Genomic DNA, 23,104 nt, shown 5'->3' on the forward strand with positions numbered 1-23,104 from the left:
TTCTTCATCAGGACTTTACGGTGGAAAGTACAACGTATACTTAATAAACGCAGAAGATTCTTCACTATGTTCAGAATGACAAAACGAAATTTAAATGCAAGCAAATAGAAATCCCATCCTTTCTTATTAATATTACAGCATGAAACAATATGGTCTCATAGGCTTTCCGCTTTCACATTCTTTTTCTAAAAAATTCTTCACTGCAAAATTTGAAGCAGAAAAGATAGAAGATACCCAATACGACCTTTTTCCTGTTGAACATATTAAAGACCTGCTGGCTTTGCTGCATCAGCATCCTAATCTTTGCGGACTTAACGTAACCGTTCCGCATAAAATAAATGTACTTAAATATCTGGATTGGATAGAGCACGATGCCCGTACCGCAGGTGCCGTTAACTGTATCCGAATCACAGCTGAAAGTCCTGTGGTAGCAGCATTCACCGGGGAAGTAGGCATTAAGGGGCATGATTTTAAGCTTGAGGGCTTTAATACTGACATTTATGGATTTGAGGCATCTCTAAAACCTTTGCTTAAACAACATCATGACGAAGCACTGGTTTTAGGTGATGGCGGCGCGGCCAAAGCAGTTAAATGCGTGTTAGATAACCTAGGTATCAACTTTAAATCCGTTACCAGAAAGGAAGTTCCAGGTCATATTTTATTCAGTAGTTTAAGGCCACATCATATTGAAAAATATAAACTGATCATTAATACTACACCAATAGGCATGTCGCCCAATGTTGATGAGTGCCCGCCAATACCATATGATGCAATCACTGACAAGCATCTGCTTTATGATCTGATCTATAACCCCGAACAAACTTTGTTTTTGAAAAAGGGAGAGGAAAAAGGTGCAGTTACCAAAAACGGATATGAAATGTTAGTATTGCAGGCTGAAAGATCCTGGGAAATATGGAATTCAAAAGAAATTTATCCATGAAGAAAATAGCACTGTTTATTCCTGCTTTATTACTCCTTGCTGCCTGCCATAGCAATCATGATTATACGCCAAAACCGCGTGGATATTACCGGATCATTTTCCCTCAAAAAGAATATCAGCCATTTAACGGGCCTTACCCCTTTACTTTTATCTACCCAAAATATGCGGTGATAGAAAAAGACACTAATTCAATACCTGGGAAAAGCGATAAAAAACTGATCAATATGAAGTATCTGCTGAATATGCAGTTCCCCCAGTTTAATGGCACGCTTCACCTGAGTTATGAAAGCATTACCTCAAAAAAAGTTTTTGATGAGCTTACCGAAGATGCTAGAAATTTTGCTTTTAAACATACAGTAAAAGCTACCTCTATCGATCAGGGTATCATCCACAATGCTGATCGCAAAATATATGGCATTTACTATACCATTGATGGCAATGCAGCATCATCTGTGCAGTTTTATCTTACCGATAGTACTAAGAACTATATTCGTGGAGCCCTTTATTTTAACACCCCTCCCCGTCTGGACTCGATACAACCTGTGCTGAAGTTTGTAAAAAAGGATATAGACACGATGATCAAAACCTTCAGGTGGAAGGGAGAATAAATTTGGGATGCACGGAAAACGCTTTTTAAAATTTTCTGCAATTTTGGCTAAAGCCCCGCTTGTTTCCTCATCCTTTCCGCCCCATAAATGGGACGGCAATGAATTTAAGCATCAGATTTTTTTATTCATTGCCGTTTGGCTTCAGCCAACGGCTAAGTTGAAAATAATTAAATGGCTTTAGCCTCAAATCTATACGCCTAACATTTTAAAGCAATTTCTCTGATTTCGGATGCCGAATTTTCGATTTCGGAATTATAAATCCGAAATTGCACCTTCTTAATTCGAAATAAAAACATGATCCAATCATTCGTAAATAACCCTTTCCAGGAGAATACCTATATTTTATTTGATGAAACCAGCGAATGTGCTATTATTGATCCGGGTATGTACAATGCCTCCGAGCAAAATGTAGTAGTCAATTTTATCAGGGATAATCAATTAAAGCCGGTGATACTCCTAAACACCCATTGCCATATCGACCATGTGCTGGGCAATAAATTTGTGTTCGATCAATATGGATTAAAGCCGCAGTTCAATGAAGGAGAATCATCCGTATTAGCATCTATACCTGCTTATGCACCACAAATGGGCATACGTTATGAAACTTCTCCGCTGCCCGATCATTACCTTGGCGAAACAGGGGCCGTTATTTTCGGCAACACCGAATTAAAATTGATCTACGCACCCGGACACTCACCCGCTCATCTTTGTTTTTATGATGAAGCCGAAAACCTGCTGGTAGGAGGCGATGTGTTATTCAGAGGGAGTATAGGCCGTACAGATCTGCCCGGTGGCAATTATGACCTGCTGATCCGCAATATCCGCGAGAAACTGTTTACCCTGCCTGATGATTGTGTTGTATATCCCGGCCATGGCCCCGAAACCACTATCGGCTTTGAAAAAAAGCACAATCCATTTTTTACGTAGTGGTTAAGGTTTTACGTAATACGTTTGACGTGGTACGTTTTTTCAGCGCAAATAAAAAACATATAATCTCTGCCCGTTTTTCTTAAATTGGACACAAATAAAAACGTACAACGTACCACGTCAAACGTATAACCCAGAAACAACCTTTGAACACTTCCATCTACATAGCCAAACGATACCTGTTTTCGAGGAAAAAGATGCATGCAATTAATATTATTTCCGGTGTATCCATGCTGGGGGTATTTATCGGCAGTGCTGCTTTAGTTATTATTTTATCGGTATTTAATGGTTTAGAGAAAGTAATCCTTTCGGCATACAGCAATTTTACGCCCGAGCTCAGGATAGAGCCCCGCCAGGGAAAAACCTTTGACCCCAATACGCCTTATTTCAATGCGCTTCGCCGCGATCCAAAACTGGTTTCGTTCACTGAAGTATTAGAAGAAAAAGCGCTGATAAGATATGGACAAACGGGTCAGTTTATCGGAACAGTGATGGGCGTAAGTGATGAGTTTTTGAAAAATCAGCAGCTGGATAGCACCATTGAAAAGGGCTCATTCACACTGAAAGATAAGAATAACTTTTATGCGGTTATAGGTGCTACCGTACAAGGAAAACTATCTGTCAATATTCACGATCAACTCTCGCCCCTTGAGGTTTATTCGCCCCGACGGGATGCTTCCAATTCCGCAGACCCTTTAAGTGCATTTGAAGTAAAATATATTTATCCATCAGGTATTTTTAATATTCAGCAGGATTTTAACGGGCTGATCATTACACCGATCGAGTTTGTCCGTGGTTTACTGAATGAACCTAAAAACATTTCGGCTATTTATCTCAATTATAAAAAAGGCACCAACCTGAAAGATATGCAAGCTGACGTGGTGGATAAAGTGGGTAGTATGTTCACAATCAAAAACCGTTTCGAACAAAATACCGATCTATATAAAACATTGAACTACGAACATTGGTCTATATTCATGATCCTCACATTTGTGCTCATCATCGCTATATTTAACATCGTCGGGTCGTTAACCATGCTGGTAATCGATAAGCAAAAAGATATTGCCATTTTAACCAGCCTTGGTGCTAATAAGCGGTTGATACAGGGCATTTTCTTTTTTGAGGGAATGATGATATCGTTCATTGGATGCATTTTAGGGATAGCAGTAGGGCTTATATTTTGTGTTTTGCAGGAGCAGTTTGGTTTTATCAAATTTGGAGACAACCTGACGATAATAGATGCTTTTCCCATCGCTTTAAAATTTACCGATTTTATACTGGTATTTTTAACGGTGACCGGGGTAGCCGTCATAGCGTCAGGAATTAGTGCACGTTTAAGTATCAAAAGACTCGGAGAGATCAAAGAGGAATTGTAAATTTGGAAGACCCGAAGGTTGTTTGGAGAAATCAAAACAGAATTGAAAGTTTAGAGTTTAGTAATTAGAATTTAGAGCTTAGGGTTTAATTTAAAAGAATATGGAATCGAAACGTCAGCAAAAATTTGCAGGAGTAATACAAGAGGACCTGGCAGCTATATTTCAGAAAGAAGGCCTGAACATGATGCCTAATACCCTTATTACCATTACCAAGGTAAGGGTAACACCCGATCTGGCCATTGCCAGGGTTTTCCTGAGCTTTTTTAATACCAATAATGCCCAACTGGCACTCAACACTATAAAATCGCACTCTTCTGAATTGCGCTATAAGTTAGGCGCGCGTATAAAAGATCAGGTGAGGATCATCCCTCAGCTTGAATTTTTTATAGATGATACCAGCGAGTATGTTGAACGTATGGATAAGATATTCGATAAGATCAGCAAGGAAGAAAGACAGCCGGATACTGAATAATTTTAAATGGCCTGTACTGCCAGATTTACGAAGTTTATAAAACTTCGTAAATCTTTCTGAGGATGACAATGCTCCTATCAAATCCTTAATGAATAAGCATACTCAATTAGAAAACTTCATTAATAATCACCCGGCGCAAATTGGCAAAGTAGTTGATTTCAACCCCGAAACCGACCGCCTTTTTAAATTTGATTTTACTGCATCCAATACCGAATTAGCTCCGGAAGATGTGAATGATACTACAAAATTCAGCAATTGGGTAACTAAAAAACTTAAAGATAATAACAGCAGGTATGGCATTGGCGGCTACATGGAACACCGCACCCTATATGCCCGCAGCGAATTATTTAATACAGAAGACGAACCACGCCGCCTGCACCTGGGCGTTGATATATGGGCCGATGCAGGTACGCCCGTTTATGCCCCGATGAATGCAACTATACACAGCTTTGCTGATAATGATCATTTTGGTGACTACGGCCCTACCATCATTTTAAAACATCAGCTTTATGATTTAGAACTTTATACTCTGTACGGTCATCTTAATCGCGAAAGTCTTGAAGGATTATCAGTTGGTGATTCTATCAACAAAGGGGAAAAAATAGCAGACTTTGGTAACCAGGATGAAAATGGTCACTGGCCGCCGCACCTGCATTTTCAATTGATGTTTGATATGGAAGGTTGTTATGGTGATTATCCGGGTGTAGGCCGTTTCTCAGAAAAAGATAAGTACCTCAAAAATATTCCTGACCCGAATTTGATCCTTGGATTCCCTGATCGATAATCACCAGCCCTCGACCTGTTTAATATAAGCTGTTAATTCATCAGCAATTTGCATATGCTCAGCCATGTCCGGGTGGCCGCCGCAGCCATTATGATATCTTTTTGAGAAAAAGTATTTGTATACTTTTTTATCGCCTTGAGCATTCATGTAAGCAGCAATACCCGACAAATACTTTCTTAACACTACATTCAACGTAATATTAGCCATCGGACTGGTTAAACAAATAATATCCGCTTTAGGATAATGCATCCTTACTGTATTGATGAATTTAACATAGGCGCTACAGAAAAGCGTGGAATCAACAACTCCATCATTTTGCCCCAAGCATATCGTCACTACATCCGGTTGGTAGCGACTAAAATCCCATTGCATTTTATTATTACGCAGGTACATTTTATCCAATACATCAGGCATCAAAATGTCCATATTGCAGCAGCTGTGAGTAAGACCAATACCCGCCACGGCAGTTAGCTGCCACTGCGCATCCAGCGCACGTGAAGTGACTGGGCCATAACTCATATAAGCATTATGCTGATCATACCATTGTCCTTCATCACAAGGGATGACAGACAGGTCCATACCTGTACCGGCTGTAATGGAATCGCCGATGTATTCAATTTTTCGTTTTGGTTTTGACGGAAGGGACAACATTTTATCACATTTTATCCCAACAAATTCCAGGTAACCGATACCCGATTCTGTATCCTTGCAAATAGTGATGATATGTTCCGTATCGGCCAGCCCTTGCGCAGCTTTTATGATGTTTTGCTTATCTGTTAGTTTAATCCTTACAGGCGCATTATTATCAATAGCGATCTCTATGTAATTGTGGTTATCCCCACCTAATATTTCATCGTTGATCACCAACTCGCAATCCGTCCCTTTAAACTTTGCCTTAATGTAAACGCCAGGCGACCAAAACCTCGGTTTTAGCGGATCTGAGAAATCGATCCTCCCAAAATATTGAATGTTAGTATTATTGGCTTTGTACAAGTTTAAAGCAGGCTTTTTAGGTTTTGCAAAAGCGATGTTGATGGATAGGATTAAAAGCAGTATAGAAAATCGGCGGGTCATAGGTTGTTTTACGAGTATGGTAGTGGATAAAGTTATATGTTTGAAAACAGACCGATCAATACTTTTATAGCAATTTGTTAAAGATTTAGCATTATTACTAAACAATAAAAGCCCCGGTAAACCGAGGCTTTTAAAAATTTTATTTTTATAGCTTATTGATTTTGTGGCGCATCTTCCGGTGTACCTACTATTTTATAAACCTTGTTATTGTTTGCGTCACGGGCATCCTGGTAATAATAACCATCAGTTGACACATAGTATTTTTCACCATTAAGATTGATCTTCCTGCAATCTGGTGGAAGTGATTCAACTATATCACCAACCTGTGGAACCTGTTGGTCGCCACCGTTAGGATTATTTGTATTCAATTCGCCATCTTTACCCTGAACCTGGTAGGTTATGCTGCCATCATCTTTAGTAATGGGCAGATAATATACACCATTAGCTTCATAGTATTGCTCGCCATTGATTACAATAGATTGAGCATTTGAAGGTAATGTATTGATTTCAGCGCCTACAGGTGGTTCAACAACAGTGTATTCATTGTTGTCATATTGGTAGAATAAACCAGCGCTGTAATAGAATTCAGCGTCACCATAATAGAACGGATAATAACCATATGGTAAAAACCCTATACTGAAACCAAGTCTTGGTGCATAATAAGTACCATAATATCCGTGATGGTAGTGGTAATAATTACTATTCCTCCAGTAAGAAGGGCCATAAAAACCACGGCCACCAACACCTACCGAAGCACGGCCACCAGCACCTACATAGCCACGGGTACCAACATAACTGCGGGCAGTGGTATTAGCATAGCTGCTGCCGCCATAATTAGGTGATCCGGGATAAATTGCAGAGCGATGAGCAGCACCTACAGTATAACCGGGAGCATTTGTGCGTGGTGGAGCTATAGCAACCCGGGAACTACCATTGCCTGGTCTGTAAGATCCTACACCGCTTACTGTCCTGCTACCGCCATTGAATGATGGTCTTGCACCACCACCGGCATTAAATGATGGCCTTGCGCCGCCACCGCCATTAAATGACGGCCTCGCACCACCGCCACCTGAAGGAGCAGATGGTCTTGCGCCACCACCACCACCGCTTGATGAACCACCAGACGGTTGTGAACTACCACCTCCTCCGCCACCACCGGATGAACCACCACCACCGGATGAACCTCCGCCACCCCGGTGCTGGGCATTAGCAGACACTGCTACAAACAGGCACAATAGTCCGTTTAAAGCTACGGTAATTAAATATTTATATGTCTTTTTCATGATCTGTATTATTAATATCTACAACTAGCTATGATTTATAGTTGATCGATATAAGTTTGGACTAAAATAATTGCAAATGGTTTAAAGTTATATTTAAATAATTCGCAAAAAGCAGACCAATGTTTTTACGTGTGACTCAAACACAAGGTTAGAATTCTTTTTGCAGAGGTAAATGTAATAATTAATCGTAATTCTATATAATGGGTGTTCAAACAAACAGTTAATTTTAAATAATTCTGACGAAATGGCTGATTAGTAACAAACATGTTCAGATACTCTCGGCAATGAACAAAAACGGTTGTTCAAACCGCAGGTTGAAAAAGCCATCATGAGTGGTCCTGAAACTATGCTTTCCGACGGGTTCCAATCCCTGGTAGTGCAGATCATGTGGATAGGTCAATATTTCGATCTTATCCCCGGCAGGTTTCCATTTACTGAAACCCGAATTAACGGCATAAATTTTTTGATTACCATAAAAGATCACCAAATCGATCTTGTCAACAAAAAACAAATAATCCTTTAAGTGAAATTCATCTGTTATAATATTCACAGCGGGATAATTATGCGTTACCAGGTATTTTAAAGCCGCTTCAGCCGTTGTGTCATTCCCCACCGGCATCTGCTTAACATCTGATTGCAAATTGCTGTGTAAATCATTGGTAATTATCCAGTCTATTTTAATACCATAGTCATTCAATGATTTTGCAGTTTGCTGTGTAGCTATAACAGTTGGATTCCATTCCAGCAATTGCCCCAGTAATTCCGCCGGAAAACTATCCAAACCCAGCACCAGTAGTGCAGGCTCCTGTTTTTCGCGGACAATGTGATGCGAGGACATGGCTTAATTTCAGATGTTAGTTTTACAATAGAAAATTAAGTAAATAGTTTGGTATTAGTGACCAGTTAATCAGCGATTAGTGATCAGTCCTTAAAGTTTATAATGAAAGTGGAATTTTCCTAATAGATTTTACGGTAAAATTCTTTTAAAACGGCTCCGGGATCAATTGCCAGGTTGATAGCGCCCGATACAGCTATACCGTATACACCTGTTTCTAATAAAGGTTCAATATCATTTAATTGTATACCACCTACAGCAATAACCGGTATTTCGATAGGATGCTTCTGTAGTTCGCGATAGCCCTGAAACCCAAGTAAGGGTTTATTATTTGGTTTAGTATCGGTATGCGCAAAAGGACCGTATCCACAATAGTCCACCACTCTCGTATTTTGTACCTGCAACAAATTTTCAATATTGGTTGCTGATGCTCCCAACGTTTTATCATCGCCAATATGTTTGCGTATAGTGATCAGGTCAGCATCAAAATCTTCGATATGTACACCCTGAGCATCCACCCTGTCCAATAATTCATAATGATTGGTTAAAATAAGTGTGGCACCCCAGTCATCACAAATTACTGCTATCTCGTTGATCTCATCTACCAGTTCATCATCAGCCTTGGTAAGGCAGCGGTACTGTATCCAGTTTGCCCCGGCCTGGCAAGCGATCTGCACCTGTTCAATATGACTTCTATGCGGCAGGTCCTGGGTGAGGTAATGGAATTTAGATATGTATTTTTTCATAGTTATAGTCCGGAAGACCGTAAGTCTGAAAGTCCGGAAGTATTATTAAAGTTTAAAAAAATTCAATTCCCATCTTTCGGACTTCCCGTCTTTCCGACTTCCGGACTATTTTAGCGCCTCTGCAATCGGCTTGCCTATACATCCGTTCGGTGCCTGTATATGCAATAACGCAGCTACAGTTGCAGCAATGTCGGTCATATGTGTTTCGCGGTTCAGGTGACCGTGAGGTATACCCCAACCCATAAATACCAGTGGGATATGTGCATCATAGGGATTCCAGGTGCCGTGTGTAGTACCTGTTTTGCTGTAGGCATCATACCATCCTGGTTTTAAAATGATCTGTATAGTGCCGCTATGTTCTACACTATAACCATTGATAATACGTGTACGCAGATCTTCGGGGATATTGGCAGTTTGTGCTTTTGCCATGTCCACTGCATAAGCTACGCCCGCTTGCTGCATCAAAAACTCAATACAATCCTTTTTTAATGCTTCTTCATCCAGCTTTGCATACCTGATATCTTTATAGTTGAAATTAACCTGGTAATTACCCAGACTAAGAACAAGGTTTTCTACCTTATATTTACTTAACAGCATTTTATTCAGATCACTTTTAACTGTAGCACCGTTCCACATTCCGGCAGGGATATTATGATCATTTAAAAAAGTTGGATTGTGCGCTGCACCATGATCGGCAGTCAGGAAGACTGTATAATTCCCCTTACCCAGTTTAGCATCTAAATAGGTAAAGAATGTTGCAAAGTCCCTGTCAAGTTTCAGGTAGGTGTCTTCTATTTCAACCGAGTTTGGCCCGAATTGGTGGCCAACATAATCAGGAGATGAAAAGCTTACCGCCAGGAAGTCGGTTGCATCGCCCTGACCCAGTTTTTCACCATTGATGGCAGCTATCGCCATATCAAGTGTTAAGGTATTACCATAAGGCGTTGATCTTATTAAACCTAAATTGTTCTTGTATAATGCCGATGTTTTTACGGGCAAACTTGGCGTATCAGTGCCCTTAAATTTACCTTCGTATCTCGGGCTGATATCAGGTGTGCTTTGTAAGTAGGAATCTATAGGATAAGCGGGTATCCAGTCTTGCTTTAAATAGGTTTCCGGCATTTTTTGGTCGTTAAAATCCTTTACCCATTGCGGCAGATCGTTCATATAATAAGTACTGGTTATCCAGTTGCCGGTTTTGTCTTCGAACCAATAAGCGGCATTGGCGGTATGCCCTGCAGGTAAAATACCACCCCTGTCCTTAAGTGCAATGCCAATTACCTTTGACCTGAAATTTGTTGCCAAACGAAGTTCATCGGTAACAGTGCTTGTTAACAGGTTGCGCGGCGAGTTTTGTCCCTCTAAAGCCGGGGGACTTCCGACAGCCTTAACCGACGTATCACGGGTGCAATAAAGTGATTGCCCTGTAGCCTGCACAATAAAATCATTACCAGCTATGCCAGTTAACGCAGGTACCGATCCGGTATAAATACAAGTATGTCCTGCAGCGGTTACCGTCGGGATATAATCAATCAGCGTATTTTCGCAGCTGAAACCTTCATTCAGCAAGCGTTTAAAACCGTTGTTTTGGTAACGGTCGTAATAGCGGTATAAGTAATCCCAGCGCATCTGGTCAACAACAATGCCTACAACCAGTTTTGGGCGGGGCACAGATGTGTTTTGTACTGCTTCAGCAGCAGTTTTGGCAGGAATTACATTTTCGGTAGTTTTTTTCTTTTTTGTTTGGGCTGATACATTCAGCGCGGCAAAAGCTAACGACGTTAACAGCAGGTATTTGATCTTCATCAGGGAACAATTTTTATTTGGCGCAAATATCTGCAAAGTGATTAAAATCTAATGTGATATTTGCGTTACGACAATTTAAAGTTTATGTTTCGGGATCGGCAAAAGTTAGCAATGCATGCTGGCTTGCAGTATGCAAATCGCGCCAGGCACGGTTAATTTCTGTTTCGGTACTTGCTGCAATTAATCCGCATAAAGGATAAAGCCTGTCTACAGTTTCCCTGGCTAATTGAGCAAGCCTGCGACTGGTAATGCTAACCCTTTTTAATTGTTCATCAGAAACCGCATTGTCTTTTGTAATAGTATCCCATGATTGGTCCACTGCCTCAAAAAACCTTTCCCTTGCCAGGTTCATATTATTCTTCGACCAGTCCAGTTTTTTAATTAAAAGAACTTTTTGTCCATCTGTGAGCCTGGGCTGTTTAATTTTATCCTGAAAGATGCCTTCACAAAGATCCATAAAATGAATAGCGATACCCGATAAGTTAACTGCCAATGTCGTTTCTGCCAATTGCAAAAAGGGATATTGATATAATGGTTCCGGAACAATTGCTGCTAGAGGATCGATCTTAAATTGCCGGTTGTTAGCAACCTTAAGGCCCTTAATTTCAAAAGCATCGCTTCCGGTAGCTACCATGCCGATATATTTCCATGCAGGCAGTGTATTGACATCCTTTTTATCAAATATAAAAGGCAGGATTAGTGGTTCGCCACCATCATCCAAAACAGGCTCTCCATTTTTTTTGATGATGCAATTAGCCGTAATATGTGTAGCATGATGCGCACCACTGGCATATTTCCAGGTGCCGTTTATGATATATCCGGTATCAGTAATATCGGCTGTGCCACCTGCTGCACCACTCCCTGCAAGACAAACTTTAGGATCATTAAACAGGTCTGCAATTTCGGGAGATATAAAACCGCCGAACCAACCAGCACCGCTGCACAAGGTAACTACCCAACCGGTGCTGCCGTCTGTCCAGCTTATTGCCTCTTGCAACCGTACCAAATCAGGCAGAGTTATTTGCAACCCGGTATAAGCCTGTGGTACTAGTAGCTTAAACCATTTATTTTTATAAACTACCCGTAATTGTTCCGGATGAAGCATACCCATTTGTTCGGCTTCAGCTGCTGTACTGCGAATGCTATAAACATCAGTTTCATCAATAAACTTTGAAGGGTGTGGAATAGTATTTTCCATTGTATTAATTTAATAAACTACCTTTTCAAGCCCCTCTCCCTTGGAGAGGGGTTGGGGTGAGGCATTTTCCTTTTTCCAAATAGCAAGCCACTCAAAGAATCCGAAGAATGCTACAATAAATAAAAACAGGGTAAGCACCGAAAACAGGATAAGATGTTTATAGCACAACAGCGGGATAGCAAACAGATTAGAGATATTGAGCAATATCCAGTTTTCGAGTTTACGCCTTGCCAGCAACCACATCCCAGCCCATGCTGTCGATGATACCCAGGCATCCCACACCGGCACATTTGATGTGGTGAATTTTTTAAGCAGTACATACAATATCGCCCACCCGGCAAATACGATAAGTAAGGTGATAACCCATTCACGTCGTGTTGCCCACGTGATGGTTACCGGTGGCTCATCCCGCCGTTTTATCCAGTGTACCCACCCATAAATACTCATCACCAGATAATAAACATTTAAGGCTGATTCTGCATACAAACCGGCGATCATTAAAATATAGATCCCGATAAACGTGCCTGCAATACCTGTTGGGTAAAGCCATATATTGTTTACTTTGGCCAACAATACTTCAGCTACACTAAACAATACGGCAGCCCATTCCCAAAACGTGGTTTCTTTAACCTGTTCTAAAAAGAGTTGTATCCAGTGATTTAAATCCATCATTACTGATTTACTTAACTATTAATTTGTTTTGCCCTCTTTCCGCGCAGCGAAGAGAGGGCCGACCAGCATAGCGTAGTCGGGGTGAGTAACTTGCTGTAATGCATAGCGTTAATATCGCTTTTATATTTACTCACCCGGTCGTTTCCGCCTAAGGTCGGATCGACCACCCTCTCTTCGCTGCGCGGAAAGAGGGATCTTTATTTAGTTTGACCTAAGCATACCCGATATTTTTCCGCCTAAAACTTAAGATTTAAAGAAGCCAGGAAATTGATCGGAGCCTGCGGGAAAAAATAATTATAGTTAACCACCTTACCGCCCTCAATATCCGGGTAGGTAGCACCGTCAGACTGATATTTTTTGCTGAATATGTTATTAACCAGCAAACCCACGCCAACATTCTTAACACCTTTTATCTTGAAATTATAATTCAGACGAACATCATTCACCAGGTATCCGTCTAAGGATCTGCTTTGGGTCGATGTATTATCCAGATATTGTCTGCTTACATATTTGGTGATAAAAGCGACCTCGCCGTTTTTTACCAGGCGATAACTGATTACGCTCGACCCGACAAAATCGGGAGAATAAGCAATGTCAGTCTTCTTATACTGCACCAGGTCCAGGGTTCCGGTATCATAGTTTTGGAGATACTGCGGGAAGTTTTTTACTTTATTGGTGCTCAGGGTTGCATTTATCGACCAGTTTAATGGTTCGGCAATCTTTACCTTTGCGCTGGCTTCGATACCTGCACGATAGCTGTCTTTTATATTGGTTCGGATAGCTTCACCTACGGTGTCAAGCTTTCCGGTTAACACCAACTGGTTTTTGTAAAGCATATAAAACCCATTGATGCTGGCGCTAAAAGCTGGCCCGCTGAAACGGTAACCGACCTCAAGATCCTTCAGATTTTCCGGCTTAGGACGGTCCTGGGGCGATGATCCTGTATAGTCGCTGCGATTAGGCTCATGATTGCCCACAGCAAGCGATGCATAAACATTACTATGCGGATCTATTTCATAAGTAATACCCACTTTCGGATTAAAGAAATTCAGTTCAACCGATTGCTGCGCGCTGTTCAGGGCCGCGTTGAATCCTAAGAATGAATAATAAATATGGCGGTATTGCATGTCGCCGTAAAGCAGCACTTTGCCTGTGTGATACTCGGCACGGCCAAAAACATTGAAATCGGTTTTTTTAGCGTTGTCACGTTCATATTCATAATCAGGCGGGATGTTGGTGCTTTCCTGTGTCCATTCAATATTGTTATAGTGGGCACCTTTGTATTCATTATAAGCGCCGCCAAGGATCATATTCAATTTGTCGTCCGGTTTATAATTTAGGTTGTAAGTCAGGCCGTAAAAATCGTTATTCAACCATAAACGCCTTACAAGGTCTGTTGTGTCAATGGTTTTACCACCTACCACAACCGGGGTGACGCCATAATTTGCAAGAGGCTCTGCATTTTTATATTCCTCATAATAACCATAGCCTTTTGTATAATGCAAGGCCCCGCTAAACGAAAGCTTGCTGGTAATCTGCTGATTGTAAAGTAGCTGGTAATAGTTCTGCGTATAATTATCAGTTTGGTTTTTATAATAACTGTTGCTCGAGTTGATGTATCCCAATTCGTTATATCTGCGGTTCCCGGCGTTTACACTATCTTGCGGTACACCGTCCCATGCCTGGTAAGTTTGTTCATGACCTGAAAATACATTCAGCCGCAGCACACTGTTTTTGCCATAATAAGCACCAGTTAAGAAGTAAGATTTCAGATGCGAAAATGCCCGGTCAATGTATCCGTCCGAGTTCATTCTTGATAAACGACCATCAAAGCTAAAATGCCCGCCAAGTAAACCCGTACCTACTGCCACAGTATTTTTAACTGTTCCGTATGATCCGGCCGAATTATTCAATTCCGCATAGGCGGTATCATGCCGGGTGGTAGTTTGGATATTGATACTTGCGCCAAATGCACCGGCGCCATTAGTAGATGTACCCACACCACGCTGTACCTGTATATTATCAACAGACGAAGCAAGGTCGGGCAGGTCGACAAAATAAACCCCCTGATCTTCAGCATCATTGATCGGGATACCGTTCAGCGTCACATTGGTCCGGGTAGCATCCGAACCACGTATACGGATACTGGTATAGCCAACTCCTGCTCCGGCATTTGAGGTAACTACCGTTGATGGGGTTTGCTCCAGTAAATACTCAAACCCACGACCCGAATTATTTTTATCGATATCCTTTTTACTAAGATTGGTAAACGCAGTAGGTGAATTATTGGAGGCCCGTGTAGCACTTACGGTAATTTCTTCGGTAAGTGTGGTGCTGTTATTAAGCGAAATATTAAGGATGGTATTTACAGTCAGTACAACTGCTTTTTCAAAAGGCAGATAGCCGATGTAAGTTACCTTTAAAGTGTAATTGCCATTTGGCACGTTGCTGAGCTGGTACTTACCGTTTCCATCAGAAATAGTAGTATTGGCTGGATTAATAGTGACAGTTGCGCCGGGCAATGGTGCACCCGTTTGATCAGTGACTTTCCCCGAAATGGAAAGTTGGGCCGTGGCTAGGACAGGCAACAGCAAGGCGAATAGCGCCGTGAATAAATTTTTCAAAATGAATTAAATAAAACTTGTTAAACCATCTGCCCACCAGGGTTGGAATGCGCAGTACACTTAACTTTTTACCTCTCCCTACGCCGGCATTACCCGGATCAGGTGTAGCCCCCGACCCCTAAAGGGGAGGAGTAAATAGTCAAAGAAATCCTTAGGACTATCAACTCCCCCTTCAGGGGGTCGGGGGGCATGGGTTTGATCTCAGCCCGTCTTTCAGTTTGGTAAAATAACCTGCAGATTATTTTGCGACCAAAGCAAGGCACCCCTTGAGAATTATAGGGCAAATATAAGTTTAGATATTGGATTTCGGATGTTTGATTTCGGATTTGTATAATTATAAGCTTAAATTCGATAAATGACAATACCTAATGGGACAAATTACATACGCATTAATAGAACACGGATTAAGCCCGAAAGAGATTTTGGAACTCCCTTTTTATTTAAAATCAACTGCAAATGATATTATCAACGGTGAATGGGCTTGGACTAATCCAAACATGGACATCAAATTCTTGGATAATTATTGGAATAAAAAGCCTGATTACTTTTTCACGAATTCGTGGAATGAGGAAGACTTTCCTTGGTTGAAAAAGGAAAATTTATCATTAGATTTTCCCCATCCTAACCTTGTAAAATTTGATCATCTACTAAATTGGTATTTCTTTTTTAGAAATGATTCTCAAATAAATGAGTTTAAAAAATTAACAAAGGATATTGCAGAATTATTAAAACCAGTTGATATGATTATAGTTCCTGAAACATTCTACGATGCTGTAAAGGAAAATGAAGGATTGACTGTTGAAATGTTTAGAAGAAAGGCAATAATCGGAAAAAGCCCTTTTATAGAAGTGGGATAATTCATTTTTTAAAATAGTTTCCATATTAACTGGTTTGTGCCAGTCATGAAAATTGCGCTTTTCTATTTCTTGTCCTTGTACTCCAACCTAAACTTTACCTTTCTCATTTCACCTCAAAAACGTAAGTTTGCAAACTTTTACATACACAAGTTATGCTACGAACACATACCTGCGGCGAATTAAATATCAGCCATTTAGGCCAGTCAGTTACCTTATGCGGATGGGTGCAAAAATCACGCGATTTGGGCGGTACCACATTTATTGATGTGCGTGACCGTTATGGTTTAACCCAACTTGTTTTAAACGAAGGTACTACTGACGACCTGCGCACTAAAAGCCGCAGCCTGGGCCGTGAGTTTGTGATAAAAGTAAGCGGTAAAGTTATTGAGCGTACCAGTAAGAATACCAAAATCCCTACAGGTGAAATCGAAATAGCTGTTGAAGCGCTTGAGATATTAAATGAGTCTAAAATTCCGCCGTTCATGATCGAAGATGAAACGGATGGTGGTGAGGAGTTACGTGCTAAATACCGCTATTTAGATTTACGCCGTAACCCTATCCGTAATAACCTGGTGCTTCGCCACAAAATGGCACAGGAAGTGCGTAAATATTTAGACGGACTCAACTTTATCGAAGTTGAAACTCCCGTGTTGATCAAATCAACGCCGGAAGGTGCACGCGACTTTGTGGTGCCAAGCCGTATGAATCCGGGTGAGTTTTATGCCCTACCGCAATCACCCCAAACTTTTAAACAGTTGCTGATGGTGAGCGGGTTTGACCGTTATTTCCAGATCGTAAAATGTTTCAGGGACGAGGATTTGCGTGCTGACCGTCAGCCTGAGTTTACACAAATAGACTGCGAAATGGCTTTCATTACGCAGGAAGATATCCTGCATATTTTTGAAGGGTTGACTAAACACCTGTTCAAGACAGTTAAAAATATTCATTTGGACCCTATCCCACGCATGCAATATGCTGATGCGATGCGCTTATACGGTTCTGATAAACCGGATATCCGCTTCGGGATGCAATTTGTGGAGCTGAATGATATTGTAAAAGGCAAAGGCTTCAGCATATTTGATAATGCTGAATTGGTTGTCGGTATCAATGCTAAAGGCTGTGCAGCTTATACCCGCAAGCAAATTGATGAGCTGACCGAGTTTTTAAAACGCCCACAAATTGGTGCTACAGGGTTAATTTATTGCCGTTACAATACGGACGGTACTTTAAAATCATCAGTAGATAAATTTTATAACGAAGACGAGCTGACCAACTGGGCAGCAGCTTTTGAAGCAGAAGCAGGCGACTTAATGCTGGTGTTAGCCGGACAAGAAGAAAAAGTACGCAAGCAATTGAATGAGCTGCGTTTAGAAATGGGTAACCAGTTAGGCTTACGCAATAAAGATCAGTTTGCTCCTTTATGGGTGCTTGATTTTCCTTTATTGGAGTGGGATGAAGAAACAGGCCGTTTCCATGCTATGCACCATCCGTTCACTTCGCCAAAGCCTGAGGATATCCCAATGTTGGATACTGATCCTAAGAATGTACGCGCTAATGCATATGACCTGGTGATCAACGGAACTGAAATAGGTGGCGGTTCAATACGTATCCACGACCGTGCTTTGCAGGCCCTGATGTTTAAGCATCTTGGTTTCAGTAAAGAAGAAGCACAAAAACAATTCGGCTTCCTGATGGATGCTTTTGAATATGGTGCACCGCCGCATGGTGGTATTGCATTTGGTTTCGACCGTCTGTGTTCTATCTTCGCCGGGTTGGATTCTATACGTGATGTGATCGCTTTCCCTAAAAATAATTCAGGCCGTGATGTGATGATCGATTCGCCATCAACCATTGCTGATGAACAGTTAAATGAGTTGAAAATAAAGACGACGGTATAATTTTCTTCGAAAAAGAAAGTTATTCAATCAAAATTATTTGTGCATGAAGAGATATATCCTATTACTTGTTTTATTTATTGCTGCGTTTTCATCCTGTAAAAAAGATACACCGTTTGACCCCGTCAAGCAGGCCGCAGCTGATGACGCTTCTATACAAGCTTACATTAAAGCTAATAACATTACAGCCACAAAAGACCCATCCGGGCTTTATTACCAGATTATTACACCGGGAACAGGTGCTTATCCCACTAAAAATTCGTTGATTTCGGGCCAATACACAGGTAAATTACTAAACGGAACGGTGTTTGATTCCAATTCAATTCCTAATGACCCGTTGTCGGGTTTTATAACAGGCTGGCAAATCGGGATACCTCATATTAATACCGGTGGAAGAATATTACTATTGATACCATCTGCATTGGGTTATGGGAATTCAAAAAGCGGAAGTATACCCGCTAATTCGGTATTGATATTTACGTTTGACCTTACTGGTTTTAACAATTAGAAAAGAGCAGATCTTTTATTGAATGATATAAAGGGCGATTTATTTAAATCGTCCTTTTATTTTTATATTCGGTAAAAAATCCCTTTTTAATGAAAAGACTTTACCTGCTAGCATTATGTGTTTTCTCTGTACCTGCATTAGCGCAGGACAATACTTTAAAAACTATAGTAAACAAAAAAGCAGACTCGTTACAAAGCCAGGTTGTAGCATGGCGAAGGGATTTCCATCAAAACCCGGAACTGGGTAACCACGAATTCCGTACGTCAGCTATTATAGCTAAACATTTGCAGTCATTAGGTTTGGAGGTAAAAACAGGAATAGCAACTACGGGTGTAGTAGGCATATTGAGAGGTGATAAACCCGGTCCGGTTGTGGCCCTGCGTGCTGATATGGACGGGCTGCCTGTTACTGAGCGTACCCCTGTTCCGTTTGCATCAAAAGTAACAACCGTGTATAATGGCAGGGAGACAGGTGTAATGCACGCCTGCGGGCATGACTCGCACATGGCTATCCTTATGGCCGTAGCAGAGATATTATCATCGATGAAAAGTGAATTACACGGTACAGTAAAGTTCATTTTTCAGCCGGCTGAAGAGGGTGTACTGCCCGGTGAAAAAGGCGGGGCCGAAGAGATGGTAAAAGAAGGCGTGCTGGAAAATCCAAAGGTTGATGTCATCTTTGGGCTGCATATTAATTCACAAACCGAAGTGGGCAAGATCAGTTATCGTCCCGGCGGAGCAATGGCCGGTATAAACGACGTGCAGATTATTGTAAAAGGACGTTCAGCACATGGCGCATATCCGTGGTCGGGTATTGACCCTATCGTTGTTTCTGCACAGATCATCAACAATCTGCAAACTATCGTAAGCAGGAATATCAATGTGACGGAAAATGCTGCTGTGGTAACTATAGGGGCAATAAACGGGGGTAACAGATCAAATATCATCCCTGAAAAAGTGGAGATGCTGGGCACATTGCGCGCGTTCACGCATGCAGATGAGCAGTTGCTGATAGCACGGGTAAAACAGATCGCAACAAAAACTGCCGAGGCTCAGGGCGCTATAGCGGAAGTAAAAATCCCTTATAGTTCACATTACCCGGTTACTTATAATGATCCGGAATTGACCGAAAAGATGTTGCCAACCTTACAACAAACTGCCGGGATGGACAATGTGATGCTGAGGCCTCCTGTAACCGGTGCGGAGGATTTCAGTTTTTATGAAGAAAAGGTGCCGGGTATATTTTTCTTTTTAGGGGGGATGCCTAAAGGCGGGAATCCGCAAACTGCGCCATCACATCATACACCTGATTTTTATATAGATGAGAGCGGATTTGCATTAGGTGTTAAAGCTTTATGTAACTTAGCTTTAGATTATATGGATGAGAAAGGTAAATATTAATACATTTGCGAATAACCTTTATGAGTAAGCGATTTTTAACTATTCTATATTTAAACATAGCTGCGGCCATGTTTTTTGGGCAAATCAGCTATGCGAAAAATAGCAGTGGCATATCTGCATCATCATATTACTCAAATACGGGCTTTAAAATTGTTGACTCAGCGGCGAATCGAAATGCGGTAATGGATATTATTAACACGGTTGTAAAAGCTTCCGGTACTTTTGATATTGATGCAGTGGCCAATCTTTATACTCCAAACGCTGTCATTGCTGATGAAGAACCCCCATTTTCATGGAACGGCCCCACCGCAGGTGTTCAGTGGGTAAGCACTGTTGAAAAAACCTGTAAGGACTTTAAATTAAAAGGATTCAAAGGTAAAATAGGGTCGATTAACGTTTACCTGCAAACCGATGAAAGTATTTATGTAGTGGTACCTGTGGAATATTCCGGTTCAATCAAAGAAAATCATTTTGAAGAGGATGGCGCTTTTACCTTCGTATTCAGGATGGTTGGCGGCCACTGGCTGATCAAAAGCCAGGTATGGATGGCGCGCAAAGGGTTATAATTGCCAGTGTAAATAACATCCAAGACAAATTCTTCGTTCTAAACCTATCAACTTATCAGAATAATGAGTGTCAATTTCCTGACCTTTCAGCAATTTAATGATCCCGCTTTGGCAGAAAGTCTTGTTGATCTGTTAGTCGACAACAAAGTCGCCTATGAGGTGGAAGAGGAACTCGTAGCGATTAATACTTTAACAGCCATTAATAACGAACTAACCAAAGTTTACTATGTTAGAATTAACGCCGATGATTTTATCAGGGTAAACCAGCTTTTAAAAGAACGGGATGATCAATACATCAATGATGTTGAGAGGGATTATTACCTGTTTGATTTCACAAATGACGAGCTAACCGAAATACTTGAAAAAGAAGATGAATGGAGCAGTTTTGATCATGAACTTGCCAAAAAGATCCTTACTGAGCGGGGAGTTGATGTAGACATCGTAAAGCTGGCTGTTATTAGTGAATCTCGTTTAAATGAATTAAGACAGCCCGAAGAGCAAGAAACCACCTGGAGGTATCTTGGATATTTTTTTGCTGTTATGGGGGGAGTTCTCGGTATTTTTATCGGCTGGCATCTATCATCTCATAAAAAGACATTGCCCAATGGTGAACAGATATATGCTTATAATGACAACGACAGGAAGCATGGCCGAATCATTTTTTATATAGGTATATGTTGTTTTATAAGTTGGATTATTTTGAAATTAGTGTTTTTTAACGGACAAAACTGATACAAGACTAATAATATGAAAGCAATTATCATTCTTTTGTTGCTAATTTTTACCTGCTCAACTGTGTTTGCACAGGAGAAAGACTTAAATAAAATTGCAGATAGCATTTATAACGAAGGTATGCGGCTTTACATGTCTGAATGGGCTTCGTGGAATGGTACAGATGTTTTCAGGGAAAAATGTACGAGTATGCAATCCCTGTCAACGGGCTATTTATCATACGACAATGGCAATGGCTTAATCAACATTTTTTTCTCTGAGGGCACTGATCCGAAAGTATTGTCTACTATTTCGTTTGGATATGATCTTGAAGCTAAGAATTATAAACTGGATACCATTAGCCGGAGCTTTAATGCTATTGAACGTAATTTATACACCATACGGCAAACTGCTCTCAAAGAGATGGACAAAGACACATTTTTCAGGCATTATGATAATACCAGTTTGAACCTGATACCGATTATCAATAACAACATCAAAAAAGTATATATACTGACAGGGACAAGCGTGAATGGCGTGGTTATTTTCGGCAATGATTACCTGATAAACTTTGATAAGGATAATAACATTATCAATAAAAAAAGGCTGCATAAAAATCTTATCCCGGTGTATACCGATAAGGATACTACCGGGACTATTTCATTTCACACACACCTGGCTGAAACAGGTGATTTTATGACCAGTACAGATGTATGTACATTATTACTTTATGAAAAATTCACCAAATGGTCACAGCATTATGTTGGATCACCGGATTATTTTTCTATTTGGGATTGTAAAACAGACAAATTGGTTATTATAACTATGGCAGCGATGAAACGGATACAGGAATCGCAGAAAAAGGAACCCCCAAAGAAAAATTAATTATCGCTTGTCCAACCTCCTATTTATATGCAGTAAAAATCAATGGCGCAGTCCTACTGCAGAACTATTATTTAAGGATCATCCAATACATACGGCCCGTTCGGCAGGGACAAGCGATAAGGCGCGGATTAAGGTAAGCCAGAAAATTATTGATTGGGCCGATGTGATATTTGTAATGGAAGGCAAGCATCGCGATATCATCAGGCAGCGTTTTAATTTTGCGGATCAAACTATCATCGTGCTCGATATGGCGGATGATTACCAGTTTGGCGATGCCGAACTAATTGACATATTGAAGCTTAGTTTGGCTGATTATCTGCAGAAATAATCTCCTAATTAATTTGATAATGTGGCTTGTTTTTTGCTTATATTTGAGTATAAGCCATCAATTATGAGTGTTAATGAAATCAAATGCCCCGAATGTGGCGCATGGAATCAGTCGACCGGGATGGTTGACGCCAAGTGTGCTAGTTGTAATGAATATCTTGAACCCGAGCGTGTTGCACACGAAGAGGTTAAAAAAATAGATGCAGCCCGCAGGGTAAATTATTACCTTGAAATAAAGGATAGCGACGAAACCCTCACTCAAATTTTCAAACTTTTCGTAAATTCTGTGAGGTGGACCGCATATTACATGGTGATGCTGTTTTTCATCTTTGTAGCAAGCGTCATATTCATTGTAGGTTTGATCGCTGCTTAATAGTCTTTCACTGCCTTCATTAAACAATCCTTCGATTGTCTATATCATATTACGTCCTTTCATTTCTATTCTTCGCTTTCTGGCGATAGTGTTTCTGTTTGTGGCAGTGTAAGAGTTCAGTTATCCATAAAATTATAAACGCGTATTACATTGTACTGAATGTTAATATGTTAGTATATTCTATTTGAATAAAAACCCAGATAAAAATAGCTTTGATATATCAGTTAAAAGTTATTG

Annotated in this window: 23 protein-coding genes; 15 read left to right on the forward strand and 8 right to left on the reverse strand. The window is 40.7% G+C overall.

The features are described 5' to 3' along the window. The first annotated feature begins 139 nt into the window (after nucleotides 1-139). From ACPPVU_RS01860 to ACPPVU_RS01885, 6 genes are all read left to right on the forward strand, one after another. Entirely contained in the window at nucleotides 140-940 is an 801-nt protein-coding gene (locus ACPPVU_RS01860; RefSeq protein WP_426669992.1) for a shikimate dehydrogenase family protein, read from the forward strand. Then, nucleotides 937-1,548: a gliding motility lipoprotein GldD gene (locus ACPPVU_RS01865; protein ID WP_426669993.1), complete on the forward strand. Its 612-nt coding sequence runs from the start codon at nucleotides 937-939 to the stop codon at nucleotides 1,546-1,548. The genes ACPPVU_RS01860 and ACPPVU_RS01865 overlap by 4 nt, the downstream gene beginning before the upstream one ends. A 294-nt stretch (nucleotides 1,549-1,842) precedes the next feature. After that, nucleotides 1,843-2,475 carry an MBL fold metallo-hydrolase gene (locus ACPPVU_RS01870; RefSeq protein WP_426669994.1) on the forward strand — a complete coding sequence of 211 codons (633 nt, stop codon included), beginning with the start codon at nucleotides 1,843-1,845 and terminating at the stop codon, nucleotides 2,473-2,475. Nucleotides 2,476-2,621: 146 nt separating this feature from the next. After that, complete coding sequence (locus tag ACPPVU_RS01875; protein WP_426669995.1) at nucleotides 2,622-3,851, forward strand: FtsX-like permease family protein; 1,230 nt, start codon at nucleotides 2,622-2,624, stop codon at nucleotides 3,849-3,851. Nucleotides 3,852-3,951: 100 nt separating this feature from the next. After that, nucleotides 3,952-4,323, forward strand: coding sequence for a 30S ribosome-binding factor RbfA (rbfA, locus tag ACPPVU_RS01880; protein WP_426669996.1), 372 nt, complete (start codon nucleotides 3,952-3,954; stop codon nucleotides 4,321-4,323). A gap of 88 nt (nucleotides 4,324-4,411) precedes the next feature. Then, complete coding sequence (locus ACPPVU_RS01885) at nucleotides 4,412-5,107, forward strand: peptidoglycan DD-metalloendopeptidase family protein (RefSeq protein ID WP_426669997.1); 696 nt, start codon at nucleotides 4,412-4,414, stop codon at nucleotides 5,105-5,107. On the opposite strand, the gene ACPPVU_RS01890 is transcribed toward ACPPVU_RS01885, so the two are convergent. From ACPPVU_RS01890 to ACPPVU_RS01925, 8 genes are all read right to left on the reverse strand, one after another. Further along, a complete protein-coding gene (locus ACPPVU_RS01890) occupies nucleotides 5,108-6,181 on the reverse strand; it encodes an SGNH/GDSL hydrolase family protein (RefSeq protein WP_426669998.1) in 1,074 nt (357 codons plus the stop codon). A gap of 152 nt (nucleotides 6,182-6,333) precedes the next feature. Further along, a complete protein-coding gene (locus ACPPVU_RS01895) occupies nucleotides 6,334-7,464 on the reverse strand; it encodes a DUF6515 family protein (protein ID WP_426669999.1) in 1,131 nt (376 codons plus the stop codon). 268 nt (nucleotides 7,465-7,732) lie between these two features. After that, on the reverse strand, nucleotides 7,733-8,302 hold the full coding sequence (locus ACPPVU_RS01900; RefSeq protein ID WP_426670000.1) for a thiamine pyrophosphokinase: 570 nt from the start codon (nucleotides 8,300-8,302) through the stop codon (nucleotides 7,733-7,735). A 119-nt stretch (nucleotides 8,303-8,421) separates the two neighbouring features. Further along, a complete protein-coding gene (locus ACPPVU_RS01905; protein ID WP_426670001.1) occupies nucleotides 8,422-9,045 on the reverse strand; it encodes a thiamine phosphate synthase in 624 nt (207 codons plus the stop codon). A gap of 105 nt (nucleotides 9,046-9,150) precedes the next feature. Next, entirely contained in the window at nucleotides 9,151-10,851 is a 1,701-nt protein-coding gene (pafA, locus tag ACPPVU_RS01910) for an alkaline phosphatase PafA (RefSeq protein WP_426670002.1), read from the reverse strand. Nucleotides 10,852-10,933: 82 nt separating this feature from the next. After that, the gene (locus tag ACPPVU_RS01915) at nucleotides 10,934-12,049 is read right to left on the reverse strand and encodes an acyl-CoA dehydrogenase (RefSeq protein ID WP_426670003.1); all 1,116 of its coding nucleotides are present in this window, start codon (nucleotides 12,047-12,049) and stop codon (nucleotides 10,934-10,936) included. A 9-nt stretch (nucleotides 12,050-12,058) separates the two neighbouring features. Continuing rightward, on the reverse strand, nucleotides 12,059-12,721 hold the full coding sequence (gene pnuC, locus ACPPVU_RS01920) for a nicotinamide riboside transporter PnuC (RefSeq protein ID WP_426670004.1): 663 nt from the start codon (nucleotides 12,719-12,721) through the stop codon (nucleotides 12,059-12,061). Nucleotides 12,722-12,957: 236 nt separating this feature from the next. Further along, nucleotides 12,958-15,345: a TonB-dependent receptor gene (locus tag ACPPVU_RS01925; protein WP_426670005.1), complete on the reverse strand. Its 2,388-nt coding sequence runs from the start codon at nucleotides 15,343-15,345 to the stop codon at nucleotides 12,958-12,960. A gap of 368 nt (nucleotides 15,346-15,713) precedes the next feature. On the opposite strand from ACPPVU_RS01925, the gene ACPPVU_RS01930 reads away from it, so the two are divergent. The 9 genes from ACPPVU_RS01930 (at nucleotide 15,714) to ACPPVU_RS01970 (ending at nucleotide 22,867) form a co-directional block, all read left to right on the forward strand. Beyond that, nucleotides 15,714-16,202 carry a hypothetical protein gene (locus tag ACPPVU_RS01930; RefSeq protein ID WP_426670006.1) on the forward strand — a complete coding sequence of 163 codons (489 nt, stop codon included), beginning with the start codon at nucleotides 15,714-15,716 and terminating at the stop codon, nucleotides 16,200-16,202. Nucleotides 16,203-16,354: 152 nt separating this feature from the next. Beyond that, complete coding sequence (gene aspS, locus ACPPVU_RS01935) at nucleotides 16,355-18,100, forward strand: aspartate--tRNA ligase (RefSeq protein ID WP_426670007.1); 1,746 nt, start codon at nucleotides 16,355-16,357, stop codon at nucleotides 18,098-18,100. 43 nt (nucleotides 18,101-18,143) lie between these two features. After that, nucleotides 18,144-18,605, forward strand: a complete 462-nt coding sequence (locus tag ACPPVU_RS01940) for an FKBP-type peptidyl-prolyl cis-trans isomerase (RefSeq protein WP_426670008.1) — start codon at nucleotides 18,144-18,146, stop codon at nucleotides 18,603-18,605. An 89-nt stretch (nucleotides 18,606-18,694) separates the two neighbouring features. Next, nucleotides 18,695-20,005: an amidohydrolase gene (locus ACPPVU_RS01945; protein ID WP_426670009.1), complete on the forward strand. Its 1,311-nt coding sequence runs from the start codon at nucleotides 18,695-18,697 to the stop codon at nucleotides 20,003-20,005. Nucleotides 20,006-20,025: 20 nt separating this feature from the next. Then, the gene (locus ACPPVU_RS01950; RefSeq protein ID WP_426670010.1) at nucleotides 20,026-20,571 is read left to right on the forward strand and encodes a hypothetical protein; all 546 of its coding nucleotides are present in this window, start codon (nucleotides 20,026-20,028) and stop codon (nucleotides 20,569-20,571) included. Nucleotides 20,572-20,634: 63 nt separating this feature from the next. After that, on the forward strand, nucleotides 20,635-21,303 hold the full coding sequence (locus tag ACPPVU_RS01955; RefSeq protein ID WP_426670011.1) for a hypothetical protein: 669 nt from the start codon (nucleotides 20,635-20,637) through the stop codon (nucleotides 21,301-21,303). A 15-nt stretch (nucleotides 21,304-21,318) separates the two neighbouring features. Beyond that, nucleotides 21,319-22,167, forward strand: a complete 849-nt coding sequence (locus ACPPVU_RS01960) for a hypothetical protein (RefSeq protein WP_426670012.1) — start codon at nucleotides 21,319-21,321, stop codon at nucleotides 22,165-22,167. A 7-nt stretch (nucleotides 22,168-22,174) separates the two neighbouring features. Then, nucleotides 22,175-22,495: a low molecular weight protein tyrosine phosphatase family protein gene (locus ACPPVU_RS01965; RefSeq protein ID WP_426670013.1), complete on the forward strand. Its 321-nt coding sequence runs from the start codon at nucleotides 22,175-22,177 to the stop codon at nucleotides 22,493-22,495. A 63-nt stretch (nucleotides 22,496-22,558) separates the two neighbouring features. Continuing rightward, nucleotides 22,559-22,867 carry a hypothetical protein gene (locus tag ACPPVU_RS01970; protein WP_426670014.1) on the forward strand — a complete coding sequence of 103 codons (309 nt, stop codon included), beginning with the start codon at nucleotides 22,559-22,561 and terminating at the stop codon, nucleotides 22,865-22,867. The last annotated feature ends 237 nt before the right edge of the window (nucleotides 22,868-23,104 follow it).

Source organism: Mucilaginibacter sp. McL0603 (assembly GCF_049992945.1).
GTDB lineage: Bacteria > Bacteroidota > Bacteroidia > Sphingobacteriales > Sphingobacteriaceae > Mucilaginibacter.

What these genes read in the sequence shown, in the direction of transcription:
- ACPPVU_RS01860 (WP_426669992.1), top strand. Translation starts at nt 140, where the DNA reads ATGAAACAATATGGTCTCATAGGCTTTCCGCTTTCACATTCTTTTTCT.
- ACPPVU_RS01865 (WP_426669993.1), top strand. Translation starts at nt 937, where the DNA reads ATGAAGAAAATAGCACTGTTTATTCCTGCTTTATTACTCCTTGCTGCC.
- ACPPVU_RS01870 (WP_426669994.1), top strand. Translation starts at nt 1,843, where the DNA reads ATGATCCAATCATTCGTAAATAACCCTTTCCAGGAGAATACCTATATT.
- rbfA (WP_426669996.1), top strand. Translation starts at nt 3,952, where the DNA reads ATGGAATCGAAACGTCAGCAAAAATTTGCAGGAGTAATACAAGAGGAC.
- ACPPVU_RS01885 (WP_426669997.1), top strand. Translation starts at nt 4,412, where the DNA reads ATGAATAAGCATACTCAATTAGAAAACTTCATTAATAATCACCCGGCG.
- ACPPVU_RS01890 (WP_426669998.1), bottom strand. Translation starts at nt 6,181, where the DNA reads ATGACCCGCCGATTTTCTATACTGCTTTTAATCCTATCCATCAACATC.
- ACPPVU_RS01895 (WP_426669999.1), bottom strand. Translation starts at nt 7,464, where the DNA reads ATGAAAAAGACATATAAATATTTAATTACCGTAGCTTTAAACGGACTA.
- ACPPVU_RS01900 (WP_426670000.1), bottom strand. Translation starts at nt 8,302, where the DNA reads ATGTCCTCGCATCACATTGTCCGCGAAAAACAGGAGCCTGCACTACTG.
- ACPPVU_RS01905 (WP_426670001.1), bottom strand. Translation starts at nt 9,045, where the DNA reads ATGAAAAAATACATATCTAAATTCCATTACCTCACCCAGGACCTGCCG.
- pafA (WP_426670002.1), bottom strand. Translation starts at nt 10,851, where the DNA reads ATGAAGATCAAATACCTGCTGTTAACGTCGTTAGCTTTTGCCGCGCTG.
- ACPPVU_RS01915 (WP_426670003.1), bottom strand. Translation starts at nt 12,049, where the DNA reads ATGGAAAATACTATTCCACACCCTTCAAAGTTTATTGATGAAACTGAT.
- pnuC (WP_426670004.1), bottom strand. Translation starts at nt 12,721, where the DNA reads ATGATGGATTTAAATCACTGGATACAACTCTTTTTAGAACAGGTTAAA.
- ACPPVU_RS01930 (WP_426670006.1), top strand. Translation starts at nt 15,714, where the DNA reads ATGGGACAAATTACATACGCATTAATAGAACACGGATTAAGCCCGAAA.
- aspS (WP_426670007.1), top strand. Translation starts at nt 16,355, where the DNA reads ATGCTACGAACACATACCTGCGGCGAATTAAATATCAGCCATTTAGGC.
- ACPPVU_RS01940 (WP_426670008.1), top strand. Translation starts at nt 18,144, where the DNA reads ATGAAGAGATATATCCTATTACTTGTTTTATTTATTGCTGCGTTTTCA.
- ACPPVU_RS01945 (WP_426670009.1), top strand. Translation starts at nt 18,695, where the DNA reads ATGAAAAGACTTTACCTGCTAGCATTATGTGTTTTCTCTGTACCTGCA.
- ACPPVU_RS01950 (WP_426670010.1), top strand. Translation starts at nt 20,026, where the DNA reads ATGAGTAAGCGATTTTTAACTATTCTATATTTAAACATAGCTGCGGCC.
- ACPPVU_RS01955 (WP_426670011.1), top strand. Translation starts at nt 20,635, where the DNA reads ATGAGTGTCAATTTCCTGACCTTTCAGCAATTTAATGATCCCGCTTTG.
- ACPPVU_RS01960 (WP_426670012.1), top strand. Translation starts at nt 21,319, where the DNA reads ATGAAAGCAATTATCATTCTTTTGTTGCTAATTTTTACCTGCTCAACT.
- ACPPVU_RS01970 (WP_426670014.1), top strand. Translation starts at nt 22,559, where the DNA reads ATGAGTGTTAATGAAATCAAATGCCCCGAATGTGGCGCATGGAATCAG.